Raw genomic sequence first — 20869 nt, forward strand, 5'->3', positions numbered from 1 at the left:
GCGAGGAACCCACGCATCCGCCCGGCCAATGACGTCCCCGGGTCATCTGAACGATCTGAGGACGGTACCGCATGGCATCGAGCGACCTCCGCGCACCGGTCGGGTTGAACTTCCCGGCCAAGCAGGGCATGTACAACCCCGCGTTCGAGAAGGACGCCTGCGGCCTCGCCATGGTGGCGACGCTGCGCGGCACGGCGGGGCACGACATCATCGCGCTCGCGCTGCAGGCACTTCGCAACCTCGAGCACCGTGGTGCGATCGGGTCGGATGCCGGCACCGGAGACGGCGCGGGCATCCTGACGCAGATGCCCGACGAGTTCCTGCGCGCGGTCGCCGGCTTCGAGCTGCCGCCGGTGGGCGAGTACGCTGCGGGGCTCGCCTTCCTGCCCCGGGACTCGAGCGTCCGCCGCGAGCAGAAGGCCGGCATCGAGAAGATCGCCCGTGCCGAGGGACTGCGCGTGCTCGGCTGGCGCGAGGTGCCCACCGCCAACGACAACCTCGGCAAGCTCGCCGACGAGGCCCGGCCCGCCTTCGAGCAGCTGTTCGTCAGCGCAGGCGGCGGCTCCCACGCGGAGGCACCGCTCACCGACATCGCGCTCGACCGTGTCGCGTACCGCCTGCGCAAGCGTGCCGGCCATGAGCTCGGCGCCTACTTCGTCTCGCTGTCCAGCCGCACGCTCGGCTACAAGGGCATGGTCACGACTCTGCAGCTCGAGCCCTTCTACCCGGATCTCCAGGACGAGCGGTTCGCATCGGAGCTCGCCGTGGTGCACTCGCGCTACTCCACCAACACGTTCCCGTCGTGGCCGCTCGCTCAGCCGCTGCGCATGCTCGCCCACAACGGCGAGATCAACACGGTCGGCGGCAACCGCAACTGGATGCGCGCCCGTCAGTCGCAGCTCGAGTCCGAGCTGCTCGGTGACGTCGCGCCCCTGCTGCCGATCTGCACCGACGGCGCGAGCGACTCGGCCTCGTTCGACGAGGTGCTCGAGCTCCTGACGCTCACCGGCCGCAGCCTGCCGCACGCGATCATGATGATGGTGCCGGAGGCGTACGAGAAGCAGGCCGACATCTCGCCGGAGCTGCGCTCGTTCTACGAGTACCACTCGAACCAGATGGAGCCGTGGGACGGCCCCGCCGCGCTCATCTTCACCGACGGAACCCTCGTCGGTGCCACGCTCGACCGCAACGGGCTGCGTCCCGGCCGCTGGACCGAGACCACCGACGGGCTCGTCGTGATCGGCTCCGAGACCGGCGTCCTGACCTTCGAGCCGGAGCGCATCAAGCGCCGCGGGCGGCTGCAGCCGGGCAAGATGTTCCTCGTCGACACCGCGCAGCGCCGCATCGTCGAAGATGAGGAGATCAAGCGCGACCTCTCCACGATGCACCCGTGGCAGGAGTGGCTGGATGCCGGGGCCGTGCGTCTCGCCGATCTGCCCGAGCGCGAGCACATCGTGCATCCCGCCGCGTCGATCACCCGCCGTCAGCGGACCTTCGGGTACACCGAGGAGGAGATCCGCATCCTGCTGACCCCGATGGGGCAGACGGGGGTCGAGCCCCTCGGCGCGATGGGATCGGACACGCCGATCGCCGTGCTCAGCAAGCGTCCCCGTCTGCTGTTCGACTACTTCACGCAGCAGTTCGCGCAAGTGACCAACCCGCCGCTGGACTCGATCCGCGAAGAGGTCGTGACGAGCCTCAAGCTCGGACTCGGACCCGAGAGCAACCTGTTGTCCTGGGGACCGGAGCACACCCGCACCGTCTCGCTGGACTTCCCGGTCATCGACAACGACGAGCTCGCGAAGATCCGGCACATCGACAAGGCGCTGCCCGACCGTTCGAGCGTGACCATCCGCGGCCTCTACCACTTCGACTCCGGGCCCGAGTCTCTGCAGGAGCGCCTCGCCGAGATGTGCGCCGAGGTCGATGCGGCGATCGAGGACGGCGCAGAGTTCATCATCCTGTCGGACCGCGACTCGAACAAGGATCTGACGCCGATCCCGTCGCTGCTCATGGTGTCGGCGATCCACCACCACCTCATCCGCCGTGAGAACCGCATGAAGGTCGGGCTCATCGTGGAAGCCGGCGACGTACGCGAGGTCCACCACGTGGCCACGCTGATCGGGTACGGCGCATCGGCGATCAACCCGTACCTGGCGATGGAGACGGTCGAGCACCTCGTGCGCACCGGATACATCACCGGCATCTCTCCGGAGAAGGCCGTCAAGAACCTGATCTACGCGCTCGGCAAGGGTGTGCTCAAGATCATGTCGAAGATGGGCATCTCCACGGTCTCGTCCTATGCGGGCGCACAGGTGTTCGAGGCGGTCGGACTCGGCCAGGAGTTCATCGACGCCTACTTCACCCGCACCGAGTCGAAGCTCGGCGGGATCGGCATCGCCGAGATCTTCGCCGAGAACCAGGCGCGGCACGACTACGCCTACCCGGAGGATGCTGCGGCGCGCGCCCACGAGCGCCTCTGGACCGGCGGCGAGTATCAGTGGCGCCGGGACGGGTCTCCGCACCTGTTCAACCCGGAGACGGTGTTCAAGCTGCAGCACGCCACCAGGACGCGCCGCTACGACATCTTCCGCGAGTACACGAAGCTCGTCGACGACCAGGCGGCCGAGCTCAAGACGCTGCGCGGGCTGTTCGCGCTCAAGACCGGAACGCGCAAGCCCGTTCCGCTCGACGAGGTCGAGCCCGTGTCCGCGATCGTCAAGCGCTTCTCGACCGGAGCGATGAGCTACGGCTCGATCTCCCGCGAAGCCCACGAGACGCTCGCGATCGCGATGAACAGCATCGGCGGCAAGTCGAACACCGGCGAGGGCGGCGAGGACACCGACCGGCTGGTCGACCCCGAGCGACGCAGCGCGATCAAGCAGGTGGCCTCCGGTCGCTTCGGCGTGACGAGTCTGTACCTCACCGAGTCGGACGACATCCAGATCAAGCTCGCACAGGGCGCCAAGCCCGGCGAGGGCGGTCAGCTGCCGCCGACCAAGGTGTACCCGTGGGTGGCGCGCACGCGTCACGCGACGGCGGGTGTGGGCCTCATCTCGCCGCCGCCGCACCACGACATCTACTCGATCGAAGACCTGAAGCAGCTCATCTTCGACCTGAAGCGGGCGAACCCCGAGGCGCGCATCCACACCAAGCTGGTGAGCCAGTCGGGCATCGGCGCGGTGTCCGCGGGTGTCGCCAAGGCGCTCAGCGATGTCATCCTCGTCTCCGGTCACGACGGAGGCACTGGCGCGAGCCCGCTGAACTCCCTCAAGCACGCCGGGACGCCGTGGGAGCTCGGCCTCGCCGAGACCCAGCAGACGCTCATGCTCAACGGCATGCGCGACCGGGTCGTCGTGCAGGTCGACGGGCAGCTCAAGACCGGCCGCGACGTGATCATCGGCGCCCTGCTCGGGGCGGAGGAGTTCGGTTTCGCGACCGCTCCGCTCGTGGTCAGCGGCTGCATCATGATGCGCGTCTGCCACCTGGACACCTGCCCCGTGGGCGTCGCGACGCAGAACCCTGCGCTGCGCGAGCGCTTCACGGGCAAGCCCGAGTTCGTGGTCAACTTCATGGAGTTCATCGCTGAGGAGGTGCGCGAGCTGCTCTCGGAGCTCGGCTACCGCTCGATCGACGAGATCGTCGGCCGCGCCGACCTGATCGAGGTCAACGCGGCAGTGGATCACTGGAAGGCGGAGGGCCTCGACCTCAGCCCCGTGCTCGACGGACCGGCGTTCCCGGCGGGGGAGCCGCGTCGCAGCGGTCGCTCCCAGGATCACGAGCTCGAGAAGCACTTCGACGTGCAGCTGATCGACATCGCGAAGGGCGCGCTGCTCAACGGCGAACCGGTCGTGGTCGAGCTGCCCATCGCGAACACCGAACGCGCGGTCGGCACGATGCTGGGCCACCAGGTCACCTCGCGCCACGGCGCGGCCGGCCTGCCCAAGGAGACCATCGACGTCACGCTGCACGGCACGGCCGGGCAGTCGCTCGGTGCGTTCCTTCCGTCCGGCATCATCCTCCGCCTGGAGGGCGACGCCAACGACTACGTGGGCAAGGGCCTCTCGGGCGGCGACATCACGATCCGCCCGCCGCGCGGTTCCACGATCGCCCCGCATGAGAACGTGATCGCCGGCAACGTCATCGGCTATGGCGCGACCTCGGGCACGATGTTCCTCTCGGGTGTCGTGGGGGAGCGGTTCCTCGTGCGCAACTCGGGCGCCACCGCGGTCGTCGAGGGCGTGGGAGACCACGCGCTCGAGTACATGACCGGTGGTCTCGCCGTGATCCTCGGATCCACTGGTCGCAACTTCGGTGCCGGCATGTCCGGCGGCGTCGCCTACGTGCACGCGCTCGACACCGCGAAGGTGAACGCGCAGTCGCTGGGCAGCGGGGAGCTTCTCCTCGAGGCTCTGGACCGCGCCGATCTCGAGGTGCTGCGCAGCCTGCTCGTCAGCCACGTCGAGCGCACGGCGTCGCCGCGCGCTGCCGCTCTCCTCGAGCGATTCGAAGAGACGGCGACGGAATTCGTCAAGGTGCTGCCGCGTGACTTCGCGGCCGTGCGCACCATGCGCGAGGAAGCACTCGCCGAGGGGATCGACCCCGACGGCGACATCGTCTGGAACCGCATCCTGGAGGTGACCGGTGGCTGATCCCAAAGGCTTTCTGAAGGTGACCGAGCGGGAACTCCCCGCCCGCCGACCGGTGCCGGTGCGCATCATGGACTGGAAAGAGGTCTATGAGCGCGGCGACAAGGCCGTGCTGCAGCGCCAGGCCGGGCGCTGCATGGACTGCGGTGTGCCGTTCTGCCACTCCGGATGCCCGCTGGGCAACCTGATCCCGGAGTGGAACGACCTCACGTGGCGCGGCGAGGGTCGCGCCGCCATCGAGCGTCTGCACGCGACGAACAACTTCCCGGAGTTCACCGGACGGCTGTGCCCCGCACCGTGCGAGAGCTCCTGCGTGCTCGGCATCAATCAGCCGGCGGTCACCATCAAGCAGATCGAGGTCTCGATCATCGATGAGGCCTTCGCGAAGGGCTGGGTCGAGCCCGAGCCGCCGGAGCGTCTCACCGGCAAGACGGTCGCCGTCGTGGGATCGGGGCCGGCCGGCCTCGCCGCGGCGCAGCAGCTCACCCGCGCCGGACACACGGTCGCGGTGTTCGAGCGCGACGACCGGATCGGCGGACTGCTCCGCTACGGCATCCCCGACTTCAAGATGGAGAAGGGGCAGCTCGAGTCGCGCCTTCGCCAGATGCAGGAGGAGGGGACGCGCTTCCGCGCCGGCGTCGAGATCGGGAAGGACATCTCCTGGGCCGATCTGCGGGCGCGCTACGACGCGGTCATCATCGCGACCGGCGCCACGGTGCCGCGCGATCTTCCGATCCCGGGGCGCGACCTCGACGGTGTGCACTTCGCGATGGAGTACCTCGTCGAGTCGAACCACGCCGTCGCCGGCGACAAGGTCACCGAGCAGATCACCGCCGAGGGCAAGCACGTCATCGTGATCGGCGGCGGTGACACCGGTGCCGACTGCATCGGGACGGCCCACCGCCAGGGCGCGCTGAGCGTGACGAACCTCGCGATCGGCAAGCAGCCCGCGTCGGAGCGTCCCGATCACCAGCCGTGGCCGATGATGCCGACCCTGTTCGAGATGGCCTCAGCCCACGAGGAGGGCGGCGAGCGGATGTTCCTCGCCTCCACCGTCGAGTTCCTCTCCAACGAGGTGGGCGAGGTGCGCGCACTCCGCGTCGCCGAGACCGAGTACGTCGACGGACGCCGCGTGCCCAAGAGCGGCACCGAGCGCGAGATTCCCGCGGACCTCGTCCTCATCGCGATGGGCTTCACCGGCCCCGAGCAGGACGGCTACACCGAGGACACGCTCCCGCAGGTCACGGATCGCGGAGCGTTCCGCCGCGACTCCTCCTACGAGTCCACGGTCTCGGGTGTCTTCGTCGCCGGCGACGCCGGTCGCGGACAGTCGTTGATCGTCTGGGCCATCGCCGAGGGTCGTGCTGCTGCGGCCAATGTCGATCGGTTCCTCATGGGCACCACGGTGCTTCCCGAGCCGGTGCGACCGCATGATGTCGCGATCGGACTCCAGCCCGCGTAGGCTGAGCCGCGGCACCGTCGCCTGATTCACCTTCCCCCACTTTTCTACCCTGGAGAATTCTGTTGAGACGCGCGAAAATCGTCGCCACCCTGGGCCCCGCCACTTCCACCTATGAGACGGTGCGCGCACTGATCGATGCGGGGGTGGACGTCGCCCGCCTGAACCTCAGCCACGGTGACTACTCCGTCCACGAGAACAATTACGCCAACGTGCGTCGTGCCGCCGATGACGCCGGTCGGGCCGTGGCCATCCTGGTCGACCTGCAGGGTCCGAAGATCCGTCTCGGCAAGTTCGAGAACGGCCCCTACGAGCTCGCCAAGGGCGACATCTTCAAGATCACCACCGAAGACATCATCGGCAACAAGGAGATCTGCGGGACGACCTTCAAGGGTCTGCCGCAGGACGTCAACCCTGGCGACTTCCTCCTGATCGACGACGGCAAGGTGCGCGTCGAGGTCATCGAGACCGACGGCGTCGTCGTCACCACGAAGGTCATCGTCGCCGGAGCCGTGTCGAACAACAAGGGCATCAACCTGCCCGGTGTCGCCGTGAACGTCCCCGCGCTCAGTGAGAAGGACGAGGACGACCTCCGCTGGGGTCTGCGCATCGGCGCCGACCTCATCGCGCTCTCGTTCGTCCGCAACGCCTCGGACGTCACCCGCGTGCACGAGATCATGGCCGAAGAGGGTGTCCGGGTTCCGGTCATCGCGAAGGTCGAGAAGCCGCAGGCCGTCGACGCGCTCGAGGAGATCGTCGACGCGTTCGACTCCATCATGGTCGCCCGTGGTGACCTGGGTGTCGAGCTTCCGCTGGAGGCTGTCCCGATCGTGCAGAAGCGCGCTGTCGAGCTCGCCCGCCGGATGGCGAAGCCCGTCATCGTGGCGACGCAGATGCTCGAGTCGATGATCAACAGCCCGGTGCCGACGCGCGCCGAGACCTCCGACGTCGCCAACGCCGTGCTCGACGGCGCCGACGCCGTGATGCTCTCCGGTGAGACCAGCGTCGGCGACTACCCGGTCGTGGTCGTCGAGACCATGGCCCGCATCATCGAGTCCACCGAGGAGCACGGCCTGGAGCGCATCGCGCCCCTCACGACGAAGCCGCGCACGCAGGGTGGCGCCATCACGCTCGCGGCCCTCGAGGTCGCCGAGTTCGTCGAGGCGAAGTTCCTCTGCGTGTTCACGCAGTCGGGTGACTCCGCGCGCCGTCTGTCGCGTCTGCGCTCGCGCATCCCGATGCTGGCGTTCACACCCGACCCCGACATCCGTCGCCGCATGGCGCTGACCTGGGGCATCCGCTCCACGCTCGTCGACATGGTGCAGCACACCGACCTGATGTACCTGCAGGTCGACGACTACCTGCTCGGCAGCGGTCTGGCCGAGGAAGGGGACAAGGTCGTCGTGATCTCCGGTTCCCCTCCCGGAATCGTGGGTTCCACCAACGACATCCGCGTCCACAAGGTCGGGGACGCGGTCAACGGTGCGGCACCCATCTACAAGGAAGCGACCGTCTGACCTGGTTCGGATGCTGACGGGAGGGGCGGGACTTCGGTCCCGTCCCTCTCGTCGTTCCCGGATGCTTCGCAGTTCCGACGCCGCGCGTCAACCCGCTGCCGCCCCCGATCCGGGTCGCGGTAGCTTTTCTCCCATGGGTTCCGATCACCGCCGCATCAGCACCGGAGGACTGACGTTCGGAGTGATCGAGAGTCCTCGCCCGGCCGGGTCCCTCGCCCCGATGGTCGTGCTGGTGCACGGGATCGGGATGTCGCATCGCTACCTCTCGCGGCTGCACGACGTGCTCGCCCGTTCCACCCGCGTCGTCTCGATCGACCTGCCGGGCTTCGCCGGGCTCCCCCAGCCGCGCGAGGCGGCGGACGTGCCTCGCCTCGGCCGCGCCCTCGCCGATGTCATCGCGACGCTGAACGAGGAGCGCATCGTACTCGTGGGGCATTCGATGGGTGCGCAATGGGTCGTCGAGGCGGCGTTGCACCGGCCGCATGCCGTGTCGGCGGTCGTCGCGATCGGCCCGGTCGCCGACGAACGGCACCGCACGATGCCGTCCCAGGCACGCGCGTTGGCCGTCGACACTCTCGGGGAGACCCCGGCGATCAACACGATCGTGTTCACCGACTACCTGCGGTGTGGCATCCCCTGGTATCTGACCCAGTTGCGGCACATGCTCGCCTACCCGATGGAGAAGCGGGTCCGGCGTCTCTCGATGCCCTTCCTCGTCCTGCGAGGTGGCGACGACCCGATCGCCGGACGGGGGTGGTGCCGCCGCCTACGAGATGCAGCCCGAGTCGCTCGTTTCGTCGAGATCCCTGGCCACCACCACGTCGTGCAGCAGTCGGCCCCGCTCGCCGTCGCCGACGCCATCCTGTTCCACACGGCGTCGACGTGGCCGGATGCCGCGCAGGTGCATGCCCGGTCCGAATCGAAGGCCACCCCATCAATCCGTTGAAGGCCGCTGCCTGGTGGGCCGCCGACTACGCCTATGCGGGGTACTGGCAGGTGCGCGCCTTCTTCGATCGCGCGGATGCCAACTCTTTCGCAACCGGAGATGCCGCGCACATCGTCGTGCTTCCCGGTGTCTACGAGACGTGGAGGTTCATGCAGCCGCTCATCGCGGCACTGCACGCGCGCGGTCACCCCGTGCACGTCATCGAGGCGCTGCGGCGGAACCAGCGTCCCGTCACCGAGATGGCCGCCGAGGTCGCCGCATTCCTCGAGGCGCAGGAACTGAGCGACGTGATCCTCGTGGCGCACAGCAAGGGAGGTCTGGCCGGGAAGCTCGCCATGACCGGCCCGGCCGCCGGTCGTATCCGATCTCTGCTGGCGGTGGCGACGCCCTTCGGCGGCTCGAGCTATGCCCGCAGGATCCCGATGCGGACTCTACGCGCGTTCTCGCCGGACGACCCTTCGATCGTGAACCTCGGGCAGCAGCTCGCCGTCAACGAGCGCATCGTCTCGATCTACGCCGAGTTCGACCCGCACATCCCGGAGGGGAGTGAGCTCGCCGGCGCGAAGAACGTACGGCTCGACACGGGCGGGCACTTCCGCATCCTGGCCCATCCGCGCGTCCTCGCCGAATTGGCTGTGCTCGCCGCGGAGCCTGCCGAGCCCGCGGGCTAGGACTTCAGCTTGCGCAGTGCCGAACCCCGGTGCGCCGCCCGGTCGCCGGACTTCTCGGACTCCACGATGAACGAGGGTTCGTCTGCAGATGCCGTGAACTTCTGGTCGGCGAACGTGAAGTCGCGCGTCTTGCGCTCGACGATGCGCCCGCGGGTGCGGCCCTGCGACGTGTTCCAGCTGACGCGGTCGCCCTGGGAGAGATCTGTCATGCCGCCAGAGTAGGCAGGCGGCGCGCCGAAGGAACGGGGGTTGACGAGTCAGAGGACTCTCTGGGTGCCGGCGGTGGGACTCGAACCCACACGCCCTTTCGGACAAAGCATTTTGAGTGCTCCGCGTCTGCCATTCCGCCACGCCGGCTCGTGTGTCGCGACTTCGACTTTAGCGCAGGAGGACCGGCCCGAGCGCCGCGCCACCGCCGGTGCACAGGGCCTCTCCACTAGGATGGATCTGTGACCGAGCAAGAAGAGCAGGCTGTTGAGCCCACGGCATCCGCACCCCGACGCGTCGTCGTCGCCGAAGACGAATCGCTGATCCGTCTCGACATCGTCGAGATCCTCCGCGACAACGGTTTCGATGTGGTCGGAGAAGCGGGAGACGGCGAGACCGCCGTGGCCCTCGCCACCGAACTCCGCCCCGACCTCGTCATCATGGATGTCAAGATGCCCCAGCTCGACGGCATCAGCGCCGCCGAGAAGCTGCACAAGGGGAACATCGCCCCGGTCGTGCTGCTCACCGCGTTCAGCCAGAAGGAGCTCGTCGAGCGGGCCAGCGAGGCCGGCGCACTGGCCTACGTCGTCAAGCCGTTCACGCCGAACGACCTCCTCCCGGCCATCGAGATCGCCCTCGCCCGCCACGAGCAGATCATCACGCTCGAGGCCGAGGTCGCCGACATGGTCGAGCGCTTCGAGACCCGCAAGCTCGTCGACCGGGCCAAGGGTCTGTTGAACGAGAAGATGGGGCTCAGCGAGCCGGAGGCGTTCCGCTGGATCCAGAAGGCGTCGATGGACCGTCGTCTCACGATGCAGGACGTCGCCAAGGCGATCATCGAGCAGCTCGCGCCGAAGAAGTAGCCCGTGCTCCGGCTCGACGCCGAGCATGTGATGCGGCCGGTCGAGGCCGGTGACGGACCGGCGCTCGCACGCGCCTACCTCACGAATCGCGCTCACCTCGCGCCGTGGGAACCGACTCGCGACGAGACGTTCTTCACCGACGCCTGGCAGGAGGAAGACGCCCGACGGTGCGTGACGGATGCCGCGGCCGGACGCAGCATCCGATTTCTCATCGTCTCGACCGACGGCGAGATCCGAGGGCGAATGAACCTGAACAACATCGTGCGCGGTGCGTTCTGGAGCGCCGACCTGGGGTACTGGATCGACGCGTCGCGGCTGCGGCGAGGACTCGCCACGCGCGCTGTCCGCCGGGTGACGGAGTACGCGCGAGACGAGCTGAAGCTCCACCGGCTGCAGGCAGCGACGCTCGTGCACAACGCCGGCTCGCAGCGCGTGCTCGCCGAGAACGGCTTCGTGCGGATCGGCTCAGCGCCGAAGTATCTCCGGATCGCGGGGGAGTGGCAAGACCACCTGCTGTTCCAGCGATTGCTGGAAGAACCGTTCAGCTCGCGCCCGGCGCGTCCCTGACCATGTTCGTGATGCGGATGGTCGAGCAGCGGCGGCCTTGATCGTCGGTCACCACGATCTCGTGCACCGTGATGCTGCGACCGAGGTGCACGGGAGTGCAGACGCCGGTGACGATGCCGGAAGTGGCGGAACGCGTGTGCGTGGCGTTGATGTCGACGCCGACGGCGAGGCGGCCGGGGCCGGCGTGCAGGTTCGCGGCCATCGAGCCGAGCGACTCACCGAGCACGACGTACGCGCCGCCGTGCATGAGGCCGACCGGCTGCGTGTTGCCCTCCACGGGCATCGTGGCGACGCAGCGTTCGAGGCTGAACTCGAGGAACTCCATGCCCATCTTCTGGGCGAGTGCGCCCATTCCGCGGGCGGTGGCCCAGTCGAGTCCCTCGCTCGTGGCGACGTCGCTCATGAATCCTCCTCAGCGGGTGTCTGTCGTCCTCGTTAGGCTGACAGGGTGACGGACTCCGCAAAGCCTACCCTCATGGTCATCGACGGCCATTCGCTCGCCTACCGTGCCTTCTTCGCCCTTCCGGTCGAGAATTTCACGACGAAGGACAACCAGCACACGAACGCCATCTACGGCTTCCTGTCGATGCTGGTGAACCTCATCAAGGCCGAGCAGCCGACGCACATGGCGATCGCCTTCGACACTTCTCGCCACTCGTTCCGAACCGACGAGTACCCCGAGTACAAGGCCACGAGGTCCGAGACGCCGCAGGAGTTCCGCGGTCAGATCCCGCTCCTGCAGGACTGCCTGGCCGCGATGTCGATCCCGGTCCTGACCAAGGAGGGGATCGAGGCCGACGATATCCTCGCCACGCTCTCCACCCAGGGCGTCGAGCAGGGCTACGACGTGCTGATCGTCTCGGGTGACCGCGACAGCATCCAGCTCGTCAACGACGACGTCACGCTGCTGTACCCGAACGTGCAGGGCGTCTCGCAGCTCAAGCGCTACGACCCGGCAACCGTGCAAGAGCGCTACGGAGTGCGGCCGGAGCAGTACCCCGACATCGCGGCTCTCGTCGGCGAGACGAGCGACAACCTGCCCGGCGTGCCGAAGGTGGGGGAGAAGACCGCGGTCAAGTGGCTCACCCAGTTCGGCACACTCGACGAGCTGCTCGAGCGGGCGGACGAGATCAAGGGCGTCGTCGGCGGCAACCTGCGCGACCACATCGACGACGTCCGGCGCAACCGCAGGCTCAATCGTCTGCTCACCGATGTCGAGCTTCCGGTGGCCCCCGGCGATCTGGTGGTGACCCCGATCGACGCCCAGGCCGTGCGCGATATCTTCGCCCGGCTCGAGTTCCGCACCCTGCTGCCGCGCGTGTTCGAAGCAGTGGGCGCCGGAGAGGTCGCCGACGACCCCGCGTCGGTGGTCGTCATGCCCGTACCCGGCGAGGTCGCACCCGCCGACCTCGCCGCCTGGGCCGGTTCGCAGGAGGGCGACGTCGCGCTGCGCGTGACGCTCCAGGGCGGAAAGCCCGCGCGGATCGGAGTGGCCACGGCGACCGAACTCCGCGAGACCGACTGGACGGAGGCCTCGGCCGATGACCTGCGGTCGTGGATCGAGTCCGACAGCCCCAAGGTGCTGCACGACGCGAAGCCGCAGGTGAAGGCGCTGCTGCGCCAGGGTCTGCGTCTGGGCGGGCTCGCCTATGACACCAGCCTCGCCGGGTGGTTGCTGCGCCCGAGCTTCCCCGACAAGACCCTCGCCGACCTGGTCGAGCGGTACCTCGGCGAGAAGCTACCCGAAGCCGACCCGACGCAGCTCGTTCCCGAGACCGAGGGCGCCGCTCCCTCTCAGGAGGCCTGGTTCGCGCTCCGCGTCGCCGATGCGCTGCGCGAAGACATCCCGGAATCCGTGAACACGGTGCTCGTCGACATCGAGCTGCCGACCCTGAGGACGCTCGCCGACATGGAGGTCGCCGGCGTCGCCGTCTCGCACGACGTGCTCTCGACGTTCTCGGGCGAACTCGCGACTCGGGCTGAGGGGCTCGCACAGGAGGCCTTCACGGCTGTCGGGCGGCAATTCAACCTGGGCTCCCCGAAGCAGCTCCAGGAGGTGCTGTTCGAAGACCTGCAGCTCCCGAAGACGCGCAAGACGAAATCCGGTTACTCGACGGATGCCGCCGCGCTGGCAGATCTGCAGGAGACCCATCCGCATCCGTTCCTCAGCCTGCTGCTGCAGCACCGCGAGGCCACGAAGCTCCGTCAGATCATCGAGTCGCTCGACACCGCCATCGGCGATGACCACCGCGTGCACACGACCTACGTGCAGACCGGCAGCCAGACCGGGCGCCTGTCCAGCACCGACCCGAACCTGCAGAACATCCCGGTGCGCACAGAGGAGTCGCGCCGCATCCGCAGCGCGTTCCAGGTGGGTGAGGGGTACGAAGCGCTGCTCACGGCGGACTACTCCCAGATCGAGATGCGGATCATGGCGCACCTCTCCGGTGACGAAGGACTCATCGAGGCCTTCAACAGCGGCGAGGACCTGCACCGGTTCGTCGGTGCCCGTGTCTTCGGTGTGGACCCGAGCGAGGTGACCTCGGCCATGCGCACGAAGGTGAAGGCGATGTCGTACGGGCTCGTCTACGGTCTGTCGGCGTTCGGACTCTCCAAGCAGCTCCGCATCGAGCAGTCCGAGGCGAAGCAGCTGATGGTCGAGTACTTCGCCCGATTCGGGGCGGTCCGCGACTACCTCCGCGCCTCTGTGATGAAGGCGAAGGAGGTCGGGTACACCGAGACGATCTTCGGACGCCGTCGGCCTTTCCCCGACCTCGCGAGCCCCAACCGCGTGCTGCGAGAGAACGCCGAACGCGCGGCGCTCAATGCGCCGATCCAGGGCAGTGCGGCCGACATCATGAAGATCGCCCTGCTGCACATCCACGACGACCTGCAGGCCGAGAAGCTCCAGTCCCGCGCCCTGCTGCAGATCCACGACGAGCTCGTGGTCGAGGTCGCACCGGGCGAATGGGACGCGGCGGAGCGCATCGTCCGCGCGCGGATGGGCGACGCGGCCGATCTCACGGTGCCGCTCGACGTCCAGGTCGGCCGCGGCGGCGACTGGAACGAGGCCGCGCACTAGAACCGATATATCGAACGGGTGCCGGGGATTAGGCTGAAGGGATGACTTCAGCTCCCCGCACTCCCTCCGCCATCGACAAGGTCGCCGATGACTGGGTCGATACGATCGCTGTCCTCGCTCCCACCCTCGGCACGTACATCGGGCGCGACGAGGTCAACGACCGCTTCGGCGACCTGAGCCCCGCCGGACACGAGGAGATCGCCGCGGCGACGCGGTCGACGCTCGACGCGCTCTCCGCTCTGGAGCCGGTCGACGCGATCGACGAGGTCACCAAGGCCGATCTGAGCTCCGAACTGCGCCTCGACCTCGAGTTCCACGAGGCGAAGTGGCACCTGCGCGACCTGAACGTGATCGCCTCCGCGGCACAGGACGTGCGCGCGGCGTTCGACCTGATGCCGACGGGGAGCGCCGACGACTGGGGAGTGATCGCGACCCGTCTCGCCGCAGTGCCCGGTGCGCTGCGCGGCTACACCGAGACCCTGCGGCAGGGCATCGCGGAGGGCATCACCCCGGCGCGTCGGCAGGTCGTCGAGGTCGCCACCCAGATCAATCGCTACACCGCAGACGACGGGTTCTTCGCTGCGTTCGTCGCAGAGGCCGCGCCCGACGAGGGACAGCTTCCGGCATCGCTCGCGCGCACTCTCGCCGATAACTCCGCTGCCGCGCGCGTCGCCTACGACGAGCCTCCGCCGCTTCCTGGCCGAGGAGCTCGCCCCTGTCGCCGGCGAGGTCGACGCCGTCGGCAGAGACCTGTACGCCCTCAACTCCCGGCGCTTCCTCGGCGCCACCATCGACCTCGACGAGACGTACGAGTGGGGCCGCGAAGAGCTCGCGCGGATGGTCGCCGAGCAGACCGCCATCGCGAACGAGATCCTCCCCGGTTCCTCGGTCGAAGAGGCCGTCGCCCACCTGGAGTCCGACCCGGCGCGCAAGCTCGTCGGCACGGATGCTCTCCAGAAGTGGATGCAGGAAACCAGCGACCGCGCCGTCGCCGAACTCGGCGCCTCGCACTTCGACATCCCGGAGGCCATCCGCACCCTCGAGTGCATGATCGCGCCGACCCAGGAGGGCGGGATCTACTACACCGGTCCCACCGACGACTTCTCGCGTCCCGGCCGCATGTGGTGGTCGGTGCCCGAGGGCGTCACCGAATTCGACACCTGGCGCGAGCTCACCACGGTGTTCCACGAGGGAGTGCCCGGTCACCACCTGCAGATCGCGCAGGCCGTGTACAACCGCGCCGAACTGAACACGTGGCGGCGTCTTCTCGCTGGCACCTCCGGCCACGCCGAGGGCTGGGCCTTGTACGCCGAGCGTCTCATGGAGCAGCTGGGCTACCTCGACGATCCCGCCGACCGCCTCGGCATGCTCGATGGTCAGCGCATGCGCGCCGCTCGCGTGGTGCTCGACATCGGCGTACACCTCGGCAAGCCGCGCCTCGACGGCACCGGAACCTGGGATGCGGCTTACGCGCTCGACTTCATGCGCGGCAACGTCAACATGTCCGACCAGTTCGTGCAGTTCGAGGTGAACCGCTACCTCGGCTGGCCGGGACAGGCGCCGTCGTACAAGGTCGGACAGCGCATCTGGGAGCAGGTCCGCGATGCCGTGCGCGCTGCGGAGGGGGAGTCGTTCTCGTTCAAGGACTTCCACAAGCGCGCCCTCGACCTCGGTGGCGTCGGTCTCGACACCCTGCGCAGCACACTCCTTCCGCGCTGAGGGAATGCCGCGACCGATGCGCATGTTCATCCATCTGAATGGAAAGGGATGACATGAGCATCGAATTCGGGCTGGACACGTTCGGCGACATCACCCGCGACGCGGAGGGCGAGCTCCTCACCGGCGCACAGACGATCCGCAACGTCGTGGCTCAGGCCGAGATGGCCGACGCGGTCGGCGTGGACTTCTTCGGCGTGGGGGAGCACCATCGCGCCGAATTCGCGGTCTCTTCGCCGGAGATGGTGCTGGCCACCATCGCAGGACGCACGAAGAACATCCGCCTCGGGACGGCCGTCACGGTGCTGTCCTCCGATGACCCGGTCCGCGTGTTCGAGCGGTTCTCCACCCTCGACGCCCTCTCCGACGGGCGCGCCGAAGTCGTGCTCGGACGCGGCTCCTTCATCGAGTCGTTCCCGCTCTTCGGCTACGACCTGCGCGACTATGACGCGCTCTTCGAGCAGAAGCTGGAGCTCTTCACCGAGCTTCTCAAGGAAGAGCCGGTCACCTGGTCCGGCACGATGCGCGCCTCGCTCGAGAACGCGAACGTGTTCCCCAAGACCGAGAACGGACTGCGCACGTGGGTCGGCGTGGGCGGCAGCCCGGAGTCCGTCGTCCGCGTCGCACGTCACGGGCTCGGACTCATGCTGGCGATCATCGGCGGTCCCGCCGTGCGCTTCAAGCCCTTCGTCGAGCTGTACCACCGCTCGGTCGCGTCCTTCGGGACGACCTCGCACCCGGTGTCGGTGCATTCGCCCGGCCACATCGCCGAGACCGATGCCGAGGCCTGGGATGCCGCCTATTCCGGCTTCGAGGCGATGAACAACACGATCGGTCGCGAGCGCGGCTGGCCGGCCTACAGCCGCGCACGGTTCCAGAACGACGTCGGGCCGGAGGGCGCGATCTACGCGGGTTCTCCCGACCGTGTCGCGGCGAAGATCGCCGACACCGTCACGATGCTGGGTCTCGGACGCTTCGACCTCAAGTACGCCACAGGGACGCTGTCGCACGAGGTGATGATGCGCAGCATCGAGCTCTACGGCACCGAGGTCATCCCGCGGGTGCGGAAGCTCCTCGCCGACCGCGACTGAGCCGTCATCGTGGGGCTGCGCGCGCATCCGCCGCCCTACGATGAGGTCATGGCCAACTCCGCCCTGCCGAGTCGCGCATCGCTCGCCGAGCGCCTCGACGAATTGCCCTTCACCCGGCGCCACTTCCGCGTCCTCACCGGCTCAGGAGTCGGCTGGGCGCTCGATGCGATGGACGTCGGACTCATCTCGTTCATCCTCGCTGCCCTTACTCAGCAGTGGGGCCTGACCAAGACGGATGCCGGGTGGATCGCCTCGGTCGGCTTCCTGGGCATGGCGATCGGCGCGACGCTCGGTGGCCTCCTGGCCGATCGACTCGGCCGCCGACAGGTGTTCGCCATCACCCTGCTGATCTACGGCATCGCGACCGGTGCCAGCGCGCTCGTCGGCGGCATCGCGGTCCTGCTGGTCCTGCGCTTCTTCGTCGGGCTCGGACTCGGGGCCGAGCTGCCGGTCGCATCGACCTATGTGAGCGAGTTCGCTCCGGCGCGGATCCGCGGTCGACTCATCGTCATCCTCGAGGCCTTCTGGGCGCTCGGTTGGACGGTGTCGGCTCTGATCGGATACTTCGTGATCCCGGCATCCGACGACGGCTGGCGCTGGGCCTTCGCGCTCGGAGCGATTCCGGCCGTGTACGCGCTGATCGTGCGCTGGGGTTTGCCGGAGTCTCCGCGTTGGCTCGCCTCCCGCGGACGCATCGCCGAGGCCGACCGCATCGTATCGACCTTCGAGGCGGATGCCGGACTCGTACCGGGTCCCGCCATCCGCAAGGAACCGCCGTCGCGAGCGATCGCGGTCACGGCGCGGGCGAGGCTCACGACCCTGTGGAACCGTGAGTTCCGCGTGCGCACACTCTGTCTCTGGCTCGTATGGTTGTGCGTGAACTTCGCTTATTACGGCGCGTTCATCTGGATCCCCAGCATCTTGCTGGACGCCGGATTCGACCTGGTCAAGTCGTTCGGCTTCACGCTCATCATCACCTTGGCGCAGCTTCCCGGCTATGCCGTCGCGGCCTGGCTCATCGAGGTGTGGGGCCGCCGGGCGACTCTCTCGGTGTTCCTGATCGGTTCCGCCGTCTCGGCCGTCTTCTTCGGAACGGCGAGCACGGAAGGCGCCATCATCGCTTCCGGCATGGCCCTGTCGTTCTTCAACCTCGGGGCGTGGGGCGCGCTGTACGCGGTCACGCCTGAGACGTATCCGACGTCGCTTCGGGGGACCGGCGCCGGGTGGGCGGCGGGAGTCGGACGGATCGCCTCGATCGTGGCCCCGCTCACAGTCCCGGTCCTGCTCGTCGCGGGCGGCACCCCCGTGCTCTTCGTCGTGTTCGGCGCCTGCTTCCTGGTGGCCGCCGCTGCGGCATGGGGGCTCGCCGATCGCGGAGGTGTCGCACTCGACGACCGCTGATGCGCCGGGCAGCCTCCGGTCGGGAATAGGCTTGCTCGGTGGCAGATGTGCGTTACGTGGCTATCGGAGACTCCTTCACGGAAGGGGTCGGCGACGTGCTGCCCGACGGCACGGAACGCGGGTGGGCCGATCTCGCCGCGCAGGGCTGGGCCGACGCGGCCGGTCACCCGATCCAGTACGCGAACCTCGCGATCCGCGGCAAGCTCGCGTGGCCCATCGTCGAGCAGCAGCTGGAGCCCGCCCTCGCGCTGCGACCGACCCACCTCTCGTTCAACGGGGGAGGCAACGACATGCTGCGGCCGCGCACCGACCTCGAGCACATCGCTGACGCGTTCAGCCGCGTGCTGCGGCGCTGCGATGAGGAGGGCGTGACGATGATCCTGCTCTCCGGCGCGAACCCGAGCGGACAGCTGCCGATGGGATCGCTCGTGCAGCGCCGCGGCGATCTGCTCTCTGAGGCCGTGCTGCGGCGGGTCGAGGATCGTCCCGATGTGATCAGGGCGTTGAACTGGCCCGACCGCGAGCTCGCAGATCCCGCGTACTGGTCGGAAGATCGGCTGCACATGAACGCGGCAGGCCACCATCGCGTGGCGGCGCGCGTCGTCCAGGCGCTCGGCTTCGAACCGCCCGAGACCTGGTGGAAGCCGAGCGAACGGGGAGGAGTGCGGCCGGGCGGGTTCGCCTACTACCGCGAACACGTCGGTCCGTGGGTACGCCGGCGCGTGACCCGCACCTCTTCCGGTGACGGCCGCGCAGCGAAGTACCCGACGTGGGTCGAGCGGACACCGTCGTGACTCAGCGGCGCCGACGGCGAGAGCCGGCGCCCTCGGGCGAGACCAGGATCGCGGGCTGAGTGATATGTCCGACTTCGAGATGGCGCGCATCCCTGCGGGTTCCGTGACACTGCACGATGCGCGGCGCAAGCTGCAGCGCACCGTGTCGCTGGAGCCGTTCGAGATCGGCGCGTACCCGGTCACGGAGGAGCAGCTGGCGGACGTGCTCGGCATCCCCGTCCGGCATCCGTCCCGCCCGGCCGTCGATCTCAGCTGGCTGCGGGCGGTGCACTTCTGCAACGCCGCGTCCGAGTGGGAGGGCTTCGACCCGGTCTACCTGTTCGACGGGGAGGACGTCAGCTGGGATGCCACGGCAGACGGATACCGTCTGCCCACCGAGGCGGAGTGGGAGTTCGCGTGCCGCGCCGGGTCGGTAGGGCCGCACTACGCTCCGCTGGCGGATGCCGCATGGACGAGCGCCGATGGCGTCAGCGCGCCGCAGAACGTGGGCGGCAAGATTCCGAACCTGAACGGGCTGTTCGACACACTCGGCAACGTCTGGGAGTGGTGCTGGGATCTGCTCGATCCTGCCCGCTATGGCGACTATCGCGTCTTCCGTGGCGGGGGCTTCGCGGATGATGCCTGGAGCGTGCGCGCATCGGTGCGTCGTGGGGGAGCGCCGCGGATGCATCATGACGACGTGGGCCTTCGGCTGGCGCGGGGTGGGTTCCCTACCGCGGACGAGGCGCAGGGATGGTCGGCGCGGTTGGATCGAGAGCGGGCTGCGTTCGACGGACCACTCCCGTCGGGATGGACGCCGCTTCGGCGCTGAGGGCGTCAGATTGCCGCGAGCTCGGCGACGACGATGTCGGCGATGACCTCCGGCCGGGAGATGTATGGCGAGTGATCCGCGTCCAGTTCGCTCGCCTCTGTGCACCGCGGAGCGAGCGAGCGCTGGATCTCCGGATCGACGGCGCGATCCTGCGCACAGACGATGTAGCGGGACCGCGCTTCCTCCCACGCGGCGCGGCGCGGGATACCGCGACCGTGTCCAGGAGCCTGCGGGACCAGCAATCCGACGGCCCAGGCCGCGGTCTCCGCATCGGCATCCGCATAGAGAGCGCCTCTCGCCAGACTCGGGTCGATGACGGTACCGCCACCCGGATCGCGACGCATCGCTTCGTTCACGAGCGCCCCGCCCAGCGATGCGCAGCTCTCATCGGTCGTCGGGACGAAGGCCGCGAGATACACGAGAGACCGCACCCCGGTGAGGCCGCTGATCACTGCACCGCCATAGCTGTGTCCCAGCACGAGCGGCGGCGAGGGACACGCATCGACGACAGCCTGCACGGCGGTGGTGTCGGCATCGAGGGAACCGCGGTGCAGAGTGGGCGTGTGGGTGTCGATGCCCCTGCGAAGAAGCTCCGCGGCGAGCAGGTTCATGTGTGCGCCCTGGTGCCACAGCCCATGGACGAGCACGACAGACGGAGTCGTACTCACGACGACGTCAGGTGCTTGATCATGTAGCGGTTCGGGTCCTCGGACGGGGCGAAGCCGTACTGGGCGTAGAGGCCATGTGCGTCGGCGGTCGCGAGCACGATGCGCTTCACCGGTAGCGGCTCGAGGTCGGCGATCACGCCTTCCACCAGCATCTTGCCCACGCCGGTTCCGCGAGCGGCCTCGTCGACGAAGACATCGCACAGCCAGGCGAAGGTCACGGCGTCCGTCACCACGCGCGCATAGGCGACCTGTTCACCGTCGGCGTTCCACACGCTGTAGTTGCGCGAGGCCTCGATGGCGGCATCCTGCGTCGCGCGCGACCTGCCGAGCGCCCAGTAGGCCTGTTCGCTCAGCCAGGCGTGCACACGCTCACGATCGATGACGGACGAATCGGAGGAGAACGTGAAGCCGGAGACCATGCTTCATC

The 20869-nt window shown here is 68.3% G+C and carries 16 protein-coding genes, 1 tRNA gene and 1 pseudogene; 13 read left to right on the forward strand and 5 right to left on the reverse strand.

The genetic code is table 11. The features are described 5' to 3' along the window. The first annotated feature begins 71 nt into the window (after positions 1–71). From gltB to QFZ21_RS02385, 5 genes are all read left to right on the forward strand, one after another. Positions 72–4652 (forward strand): glutamate synthase large subunit, encoded by a 4581-nt coding sequence (gene gltB / locus QFZ21_RS02365; RefSeq protein ID WP_307374046.1) that lies wholly within the window; start codon positions 72–74, stop codon positions 4650–4652. Continuing rightward, positions 4645–6111, forward strand: coding sequence for a glutamate synthase subunit beta (locus QFZ21_RS02370; RefSeq protein ID WP_307374049.1), 1467 nt, complete (start codon positions 4645–4647; stop codon positions 6109–6111). The genes gltB and QFZ21_RS02370 overlap by 8 nt, the downstream gene beginning before the upstream one ends. A 62-nt stretch (positions 6112–6173) precedes the next feature. After that, positions 6174–7625, forward strand: coding sequence for a pyruvate kinase (pyk, locus tag QFZ21_RS02375; protein WP_307374051.1), 1452 nt, complete (start codon positions 6174–6176; stop codon positions 7623–7625). Positions 7626–7758: 133 nt separating this feature from the next. After that, on the forward strand, positions 7759–8571 hold the full coding sequence (locus tag QFZ21_RS02380) for an alpha/beta fold hydrolase (protein ID WP_307374053.1): 813 nt from the start codon (positions 7759–7761) through the stop codon (positions 8569–8571). Then, entirely contained in the window at positions 8568–9242 is a 675-nt protein-coding gene (locus QFZ21_RS02385) for a triacylglycerol lipase (protein ID WP_307374055.1), read from the forward strand. The genes QFZ21_RS02380 and QFZ21_RS02385 overlap by 4 nt, the downstream gene beginning before the upstream one ends. Here the strand turns inward: QFZ21_RS02385 and QFZ21_RS02390 are convergent. Beyond that, positions 9239–9451, reverse strand: coding sequence for a DUF2945 domain-containing protein (locus QFZ21_RS02390; protein WP_307374058.1), 213 nt, complete (start codon positions 9449–9451; stop codon positions 9239–9241). The genes QFZ21_RS02385 and QFZ21_RS02390 overlap by 4 nt on opposite strands. 65 nt (positions 9452–9516) lie before the next feature. Beyond that, a tRNA-Leu gene (locus QFZ21_RS02395) sits at positions 9517–9599 on the reverse strand. Between the two features lie 92 nt (positions 9600–9691). On the opposite strand from QFZ21_RS02395, the gene QFZ21_RS02400 reads away from it, so the two are divergent. Both QFZ21_RS02400 and QFZ21_RS02405 read left to right on the forward strand, forming a co-directional pair. Next, positions 9692–10312: an ANTAR domain-containing response regulator gene (locus QFZ21_RS02400; protein WP_282217145.1), complete on the forward strand. Its 621-nt coding sequence runs from the start codon at positions 9692–9694 to the stop codon at positions 10310–10312. A gap of 3 nt (positions 10313–10315) precedes the next feature. Next, the gene (locus tag QFZ21_RS02405) at positions 10316–10879 is read left to right on the forward strand and encodes a GNAT family N-acetyltransferase (RefSeq protein ID WP_307374062.1); all 564 of its coding nucleotides are present in this window, start codon (positions 10316–10318) and stop codon (positions 10877–10879) included. On the opposite strand, the gene QFZ21_RS02410 is transcribed toward QFZ21_RS02405, so the two are convergent. After that, positions 10854–11282: a hotdog fold thioesterase gene (locus QFZ21_RS02410; protein ID WP_307374064.1), complete on the reverse strand. Its 429-nt coding sequence runs from the start codon at positions 11280–11282 to the stop codon at positions 10854–10856. The two genes, QFZ21_RS02405 and QFZ21_RS02410, sit on opposite strands and share 26 nt — an antisense overlap. A gap of 45 nt (positions 11283–11327) precedes the next feature. Here QFZ21_RS02410 and polA point away from each other — a divergent pair, with 45 nt between their 5' ends. The 6 genes and pseudogenes from polA (at position 11328) to QFZ21_RS02440 (ending at position 19774) form a co-directional block, all read left to right on the forward strand. Next, the gene (polA, locus tag QFZ21_RS02415) at positions 11328–13961 is read left to right on the forward strand and encodes a DNA polymerase I (RefSeq protein ID WP_307374066.1); all 2634 of its coding nucleotides are present in this window, start codon (positions 11328–11330) and stop codon (positions 13959–13961) included. A gap of 41 nt (positions 13962–14002) precedes the next feature. Then, positions 14003–15680 (forward strand): annotated as a pseudogene (locus tag QFZ21_RS02420) (DUF885 domain-containing protein). Between the two features lie 53 nt (positions 15681–15733). Beyond that, entirely contained in the window at positions 15734–16768 is a 1035-nt protein-coding gene (locus QFZ21_RS02425; RefSeq protein ID WP_307374068.1) for an LLM class flavin-dependent oxidoreductase, read from the forward strand. Between the two features lie 48 nt (positions 16769–16816). Next, the gene (locus QFZ21_RS02430; RefSeq protein ID WP_307374069.1) at positions 16817–18169 is read left to right on the forward strand and encodes an MFS transporter; all 1353 of its coding nucleotides are present in this window, start codon (positions 16817–16819) and stop codon (positions 18167–18169) included. A 47-nt stretch (positions 18170–18216) separates the two neighbouring features. After that, positions 18217–18963 (forward strand): SGNH/GDSL hydrolase family protein, encoded by a 747-nt coding sequence (locus QFZ21_RS02435; RefSeq protein ID WP_307381181.1) that lies wholly within the window; start codon positions 18217–18219, stop codon positions 18961–18963. Positions 18964–19027: 64 nt separating this feature from the next. Then, on the forward strand, positions 19028–19774 hold the full coding sequence (locus tag QFZ21_RS02440) for an SUMF1/EgtB/PvdO family nonheme iron enzyme (protein WP_307374072.1): 747 nt from the start codon (positions 19028–19030) through the stop codon (positions 19772–19774). A 5-nt stretch (positions 19775–19779) separates the two neighbouring features. Here QFZ21_RS02440 and QFZ21_RS02445 read toward each other — a convergent pair whose 3' ends face one another. Then, positions 19780–20442 carry an alpha/beta hydrolase gene (locus QFZ21_RS02445; RefSeq protein ID WP_307374074.1) on the reverse strand — a complete coding sequence of 221 codons (663 nt, stop codon included), beginning with the start codon at positions 20440–20442 and terminating at the stop codon, positions 19780–19782. Beyond that, positions 20439–20861 (reverse strand): GNAT family N-acetyltransferase, encoded by a 423-nt coding sequence (locus QFZ21_RS02450; RefSeq protein ID WP_307374076.1) that lies wholly within the window; start codon positions 20859–20861, stop codon positions 20439–20441. The genes QFZ21_RS02445 and QFZ21_RS02450 overlap by 4 nt, the downstream gene beginning before the upstream one ends. Positions 20862–20869 lie beyond the last annotated feature (8 nt).

The sequence above is a fragment of the Microbacterium sp. W4I20 genome, from assembly GCF_030816505.1.
Taxonomy (GTDB): Bacteria; Actinomycetota; Actinomycetes; order Actinomycetales; family Microbacteriaceae; genus Microbacterium.

Excerpts from the sequence above, each read along its gene's own strand:
- QFZ21_RS02425 (WP_307374068.1), top strand. The coding sequence starts at position 15,734 with ATGAGCATCGAATTCGGGCTGGACACGTTCGGCGACATCACCCGCGAC.
- QFZ21_RS02450 (WP_307374076.1), bottom strand. The coding sequence starts at position 20,861 with ATGGTCTCCGGCTTCACGTTCTCCTCCGATTCGTCCGTCATCGATCGT.
- QFZ21_RS02410 (WP_307374064.1), bottom strand. The coding sequence starts at position 11,282 with ATGAGCGACGTCGCCACGAGCGAGGGACTCGACTGGGCCACCGCCCGC.
- QFZ21_RS02390 (WP_307374058.1), bottom strand. The coding sequence starts at position 9,451 with ATGACAGATCTCTCCCAGGGCGACCGCGTCAGCTGGAACACGTCGCAG.
- gltB (WP_307374046.1), top strand. The coding sequence starts at position 72 with ATGGCATCGAGCGACCTCCGCGCACCGGTCGGGTTGAACTTCCCGGCC.
- QFZ21_RS02380 (WP_307374053.1), top strand. The coding sequence starts at position 7,759 with ATGGGTTCCGATCACCGCCGCATCAGCACCGGAGGACTGACGTTCGGA.
- QFZ21_RS02430 (WP_307374069.1), top strand. The coding sequence starts at position 16,817 with ATGGCCAACTCCGCCCTGCCGAGTCGCGCATCGCTCGCCGAGCGCCTC.
- QFZ21_RS02440 (WP_307374072.1), top strand. The coding sequence starts at position 19,028 with ATGTCCGACTTCGAGATGGCGCGCATCCCTGCGGGTTCCGTGACACTG.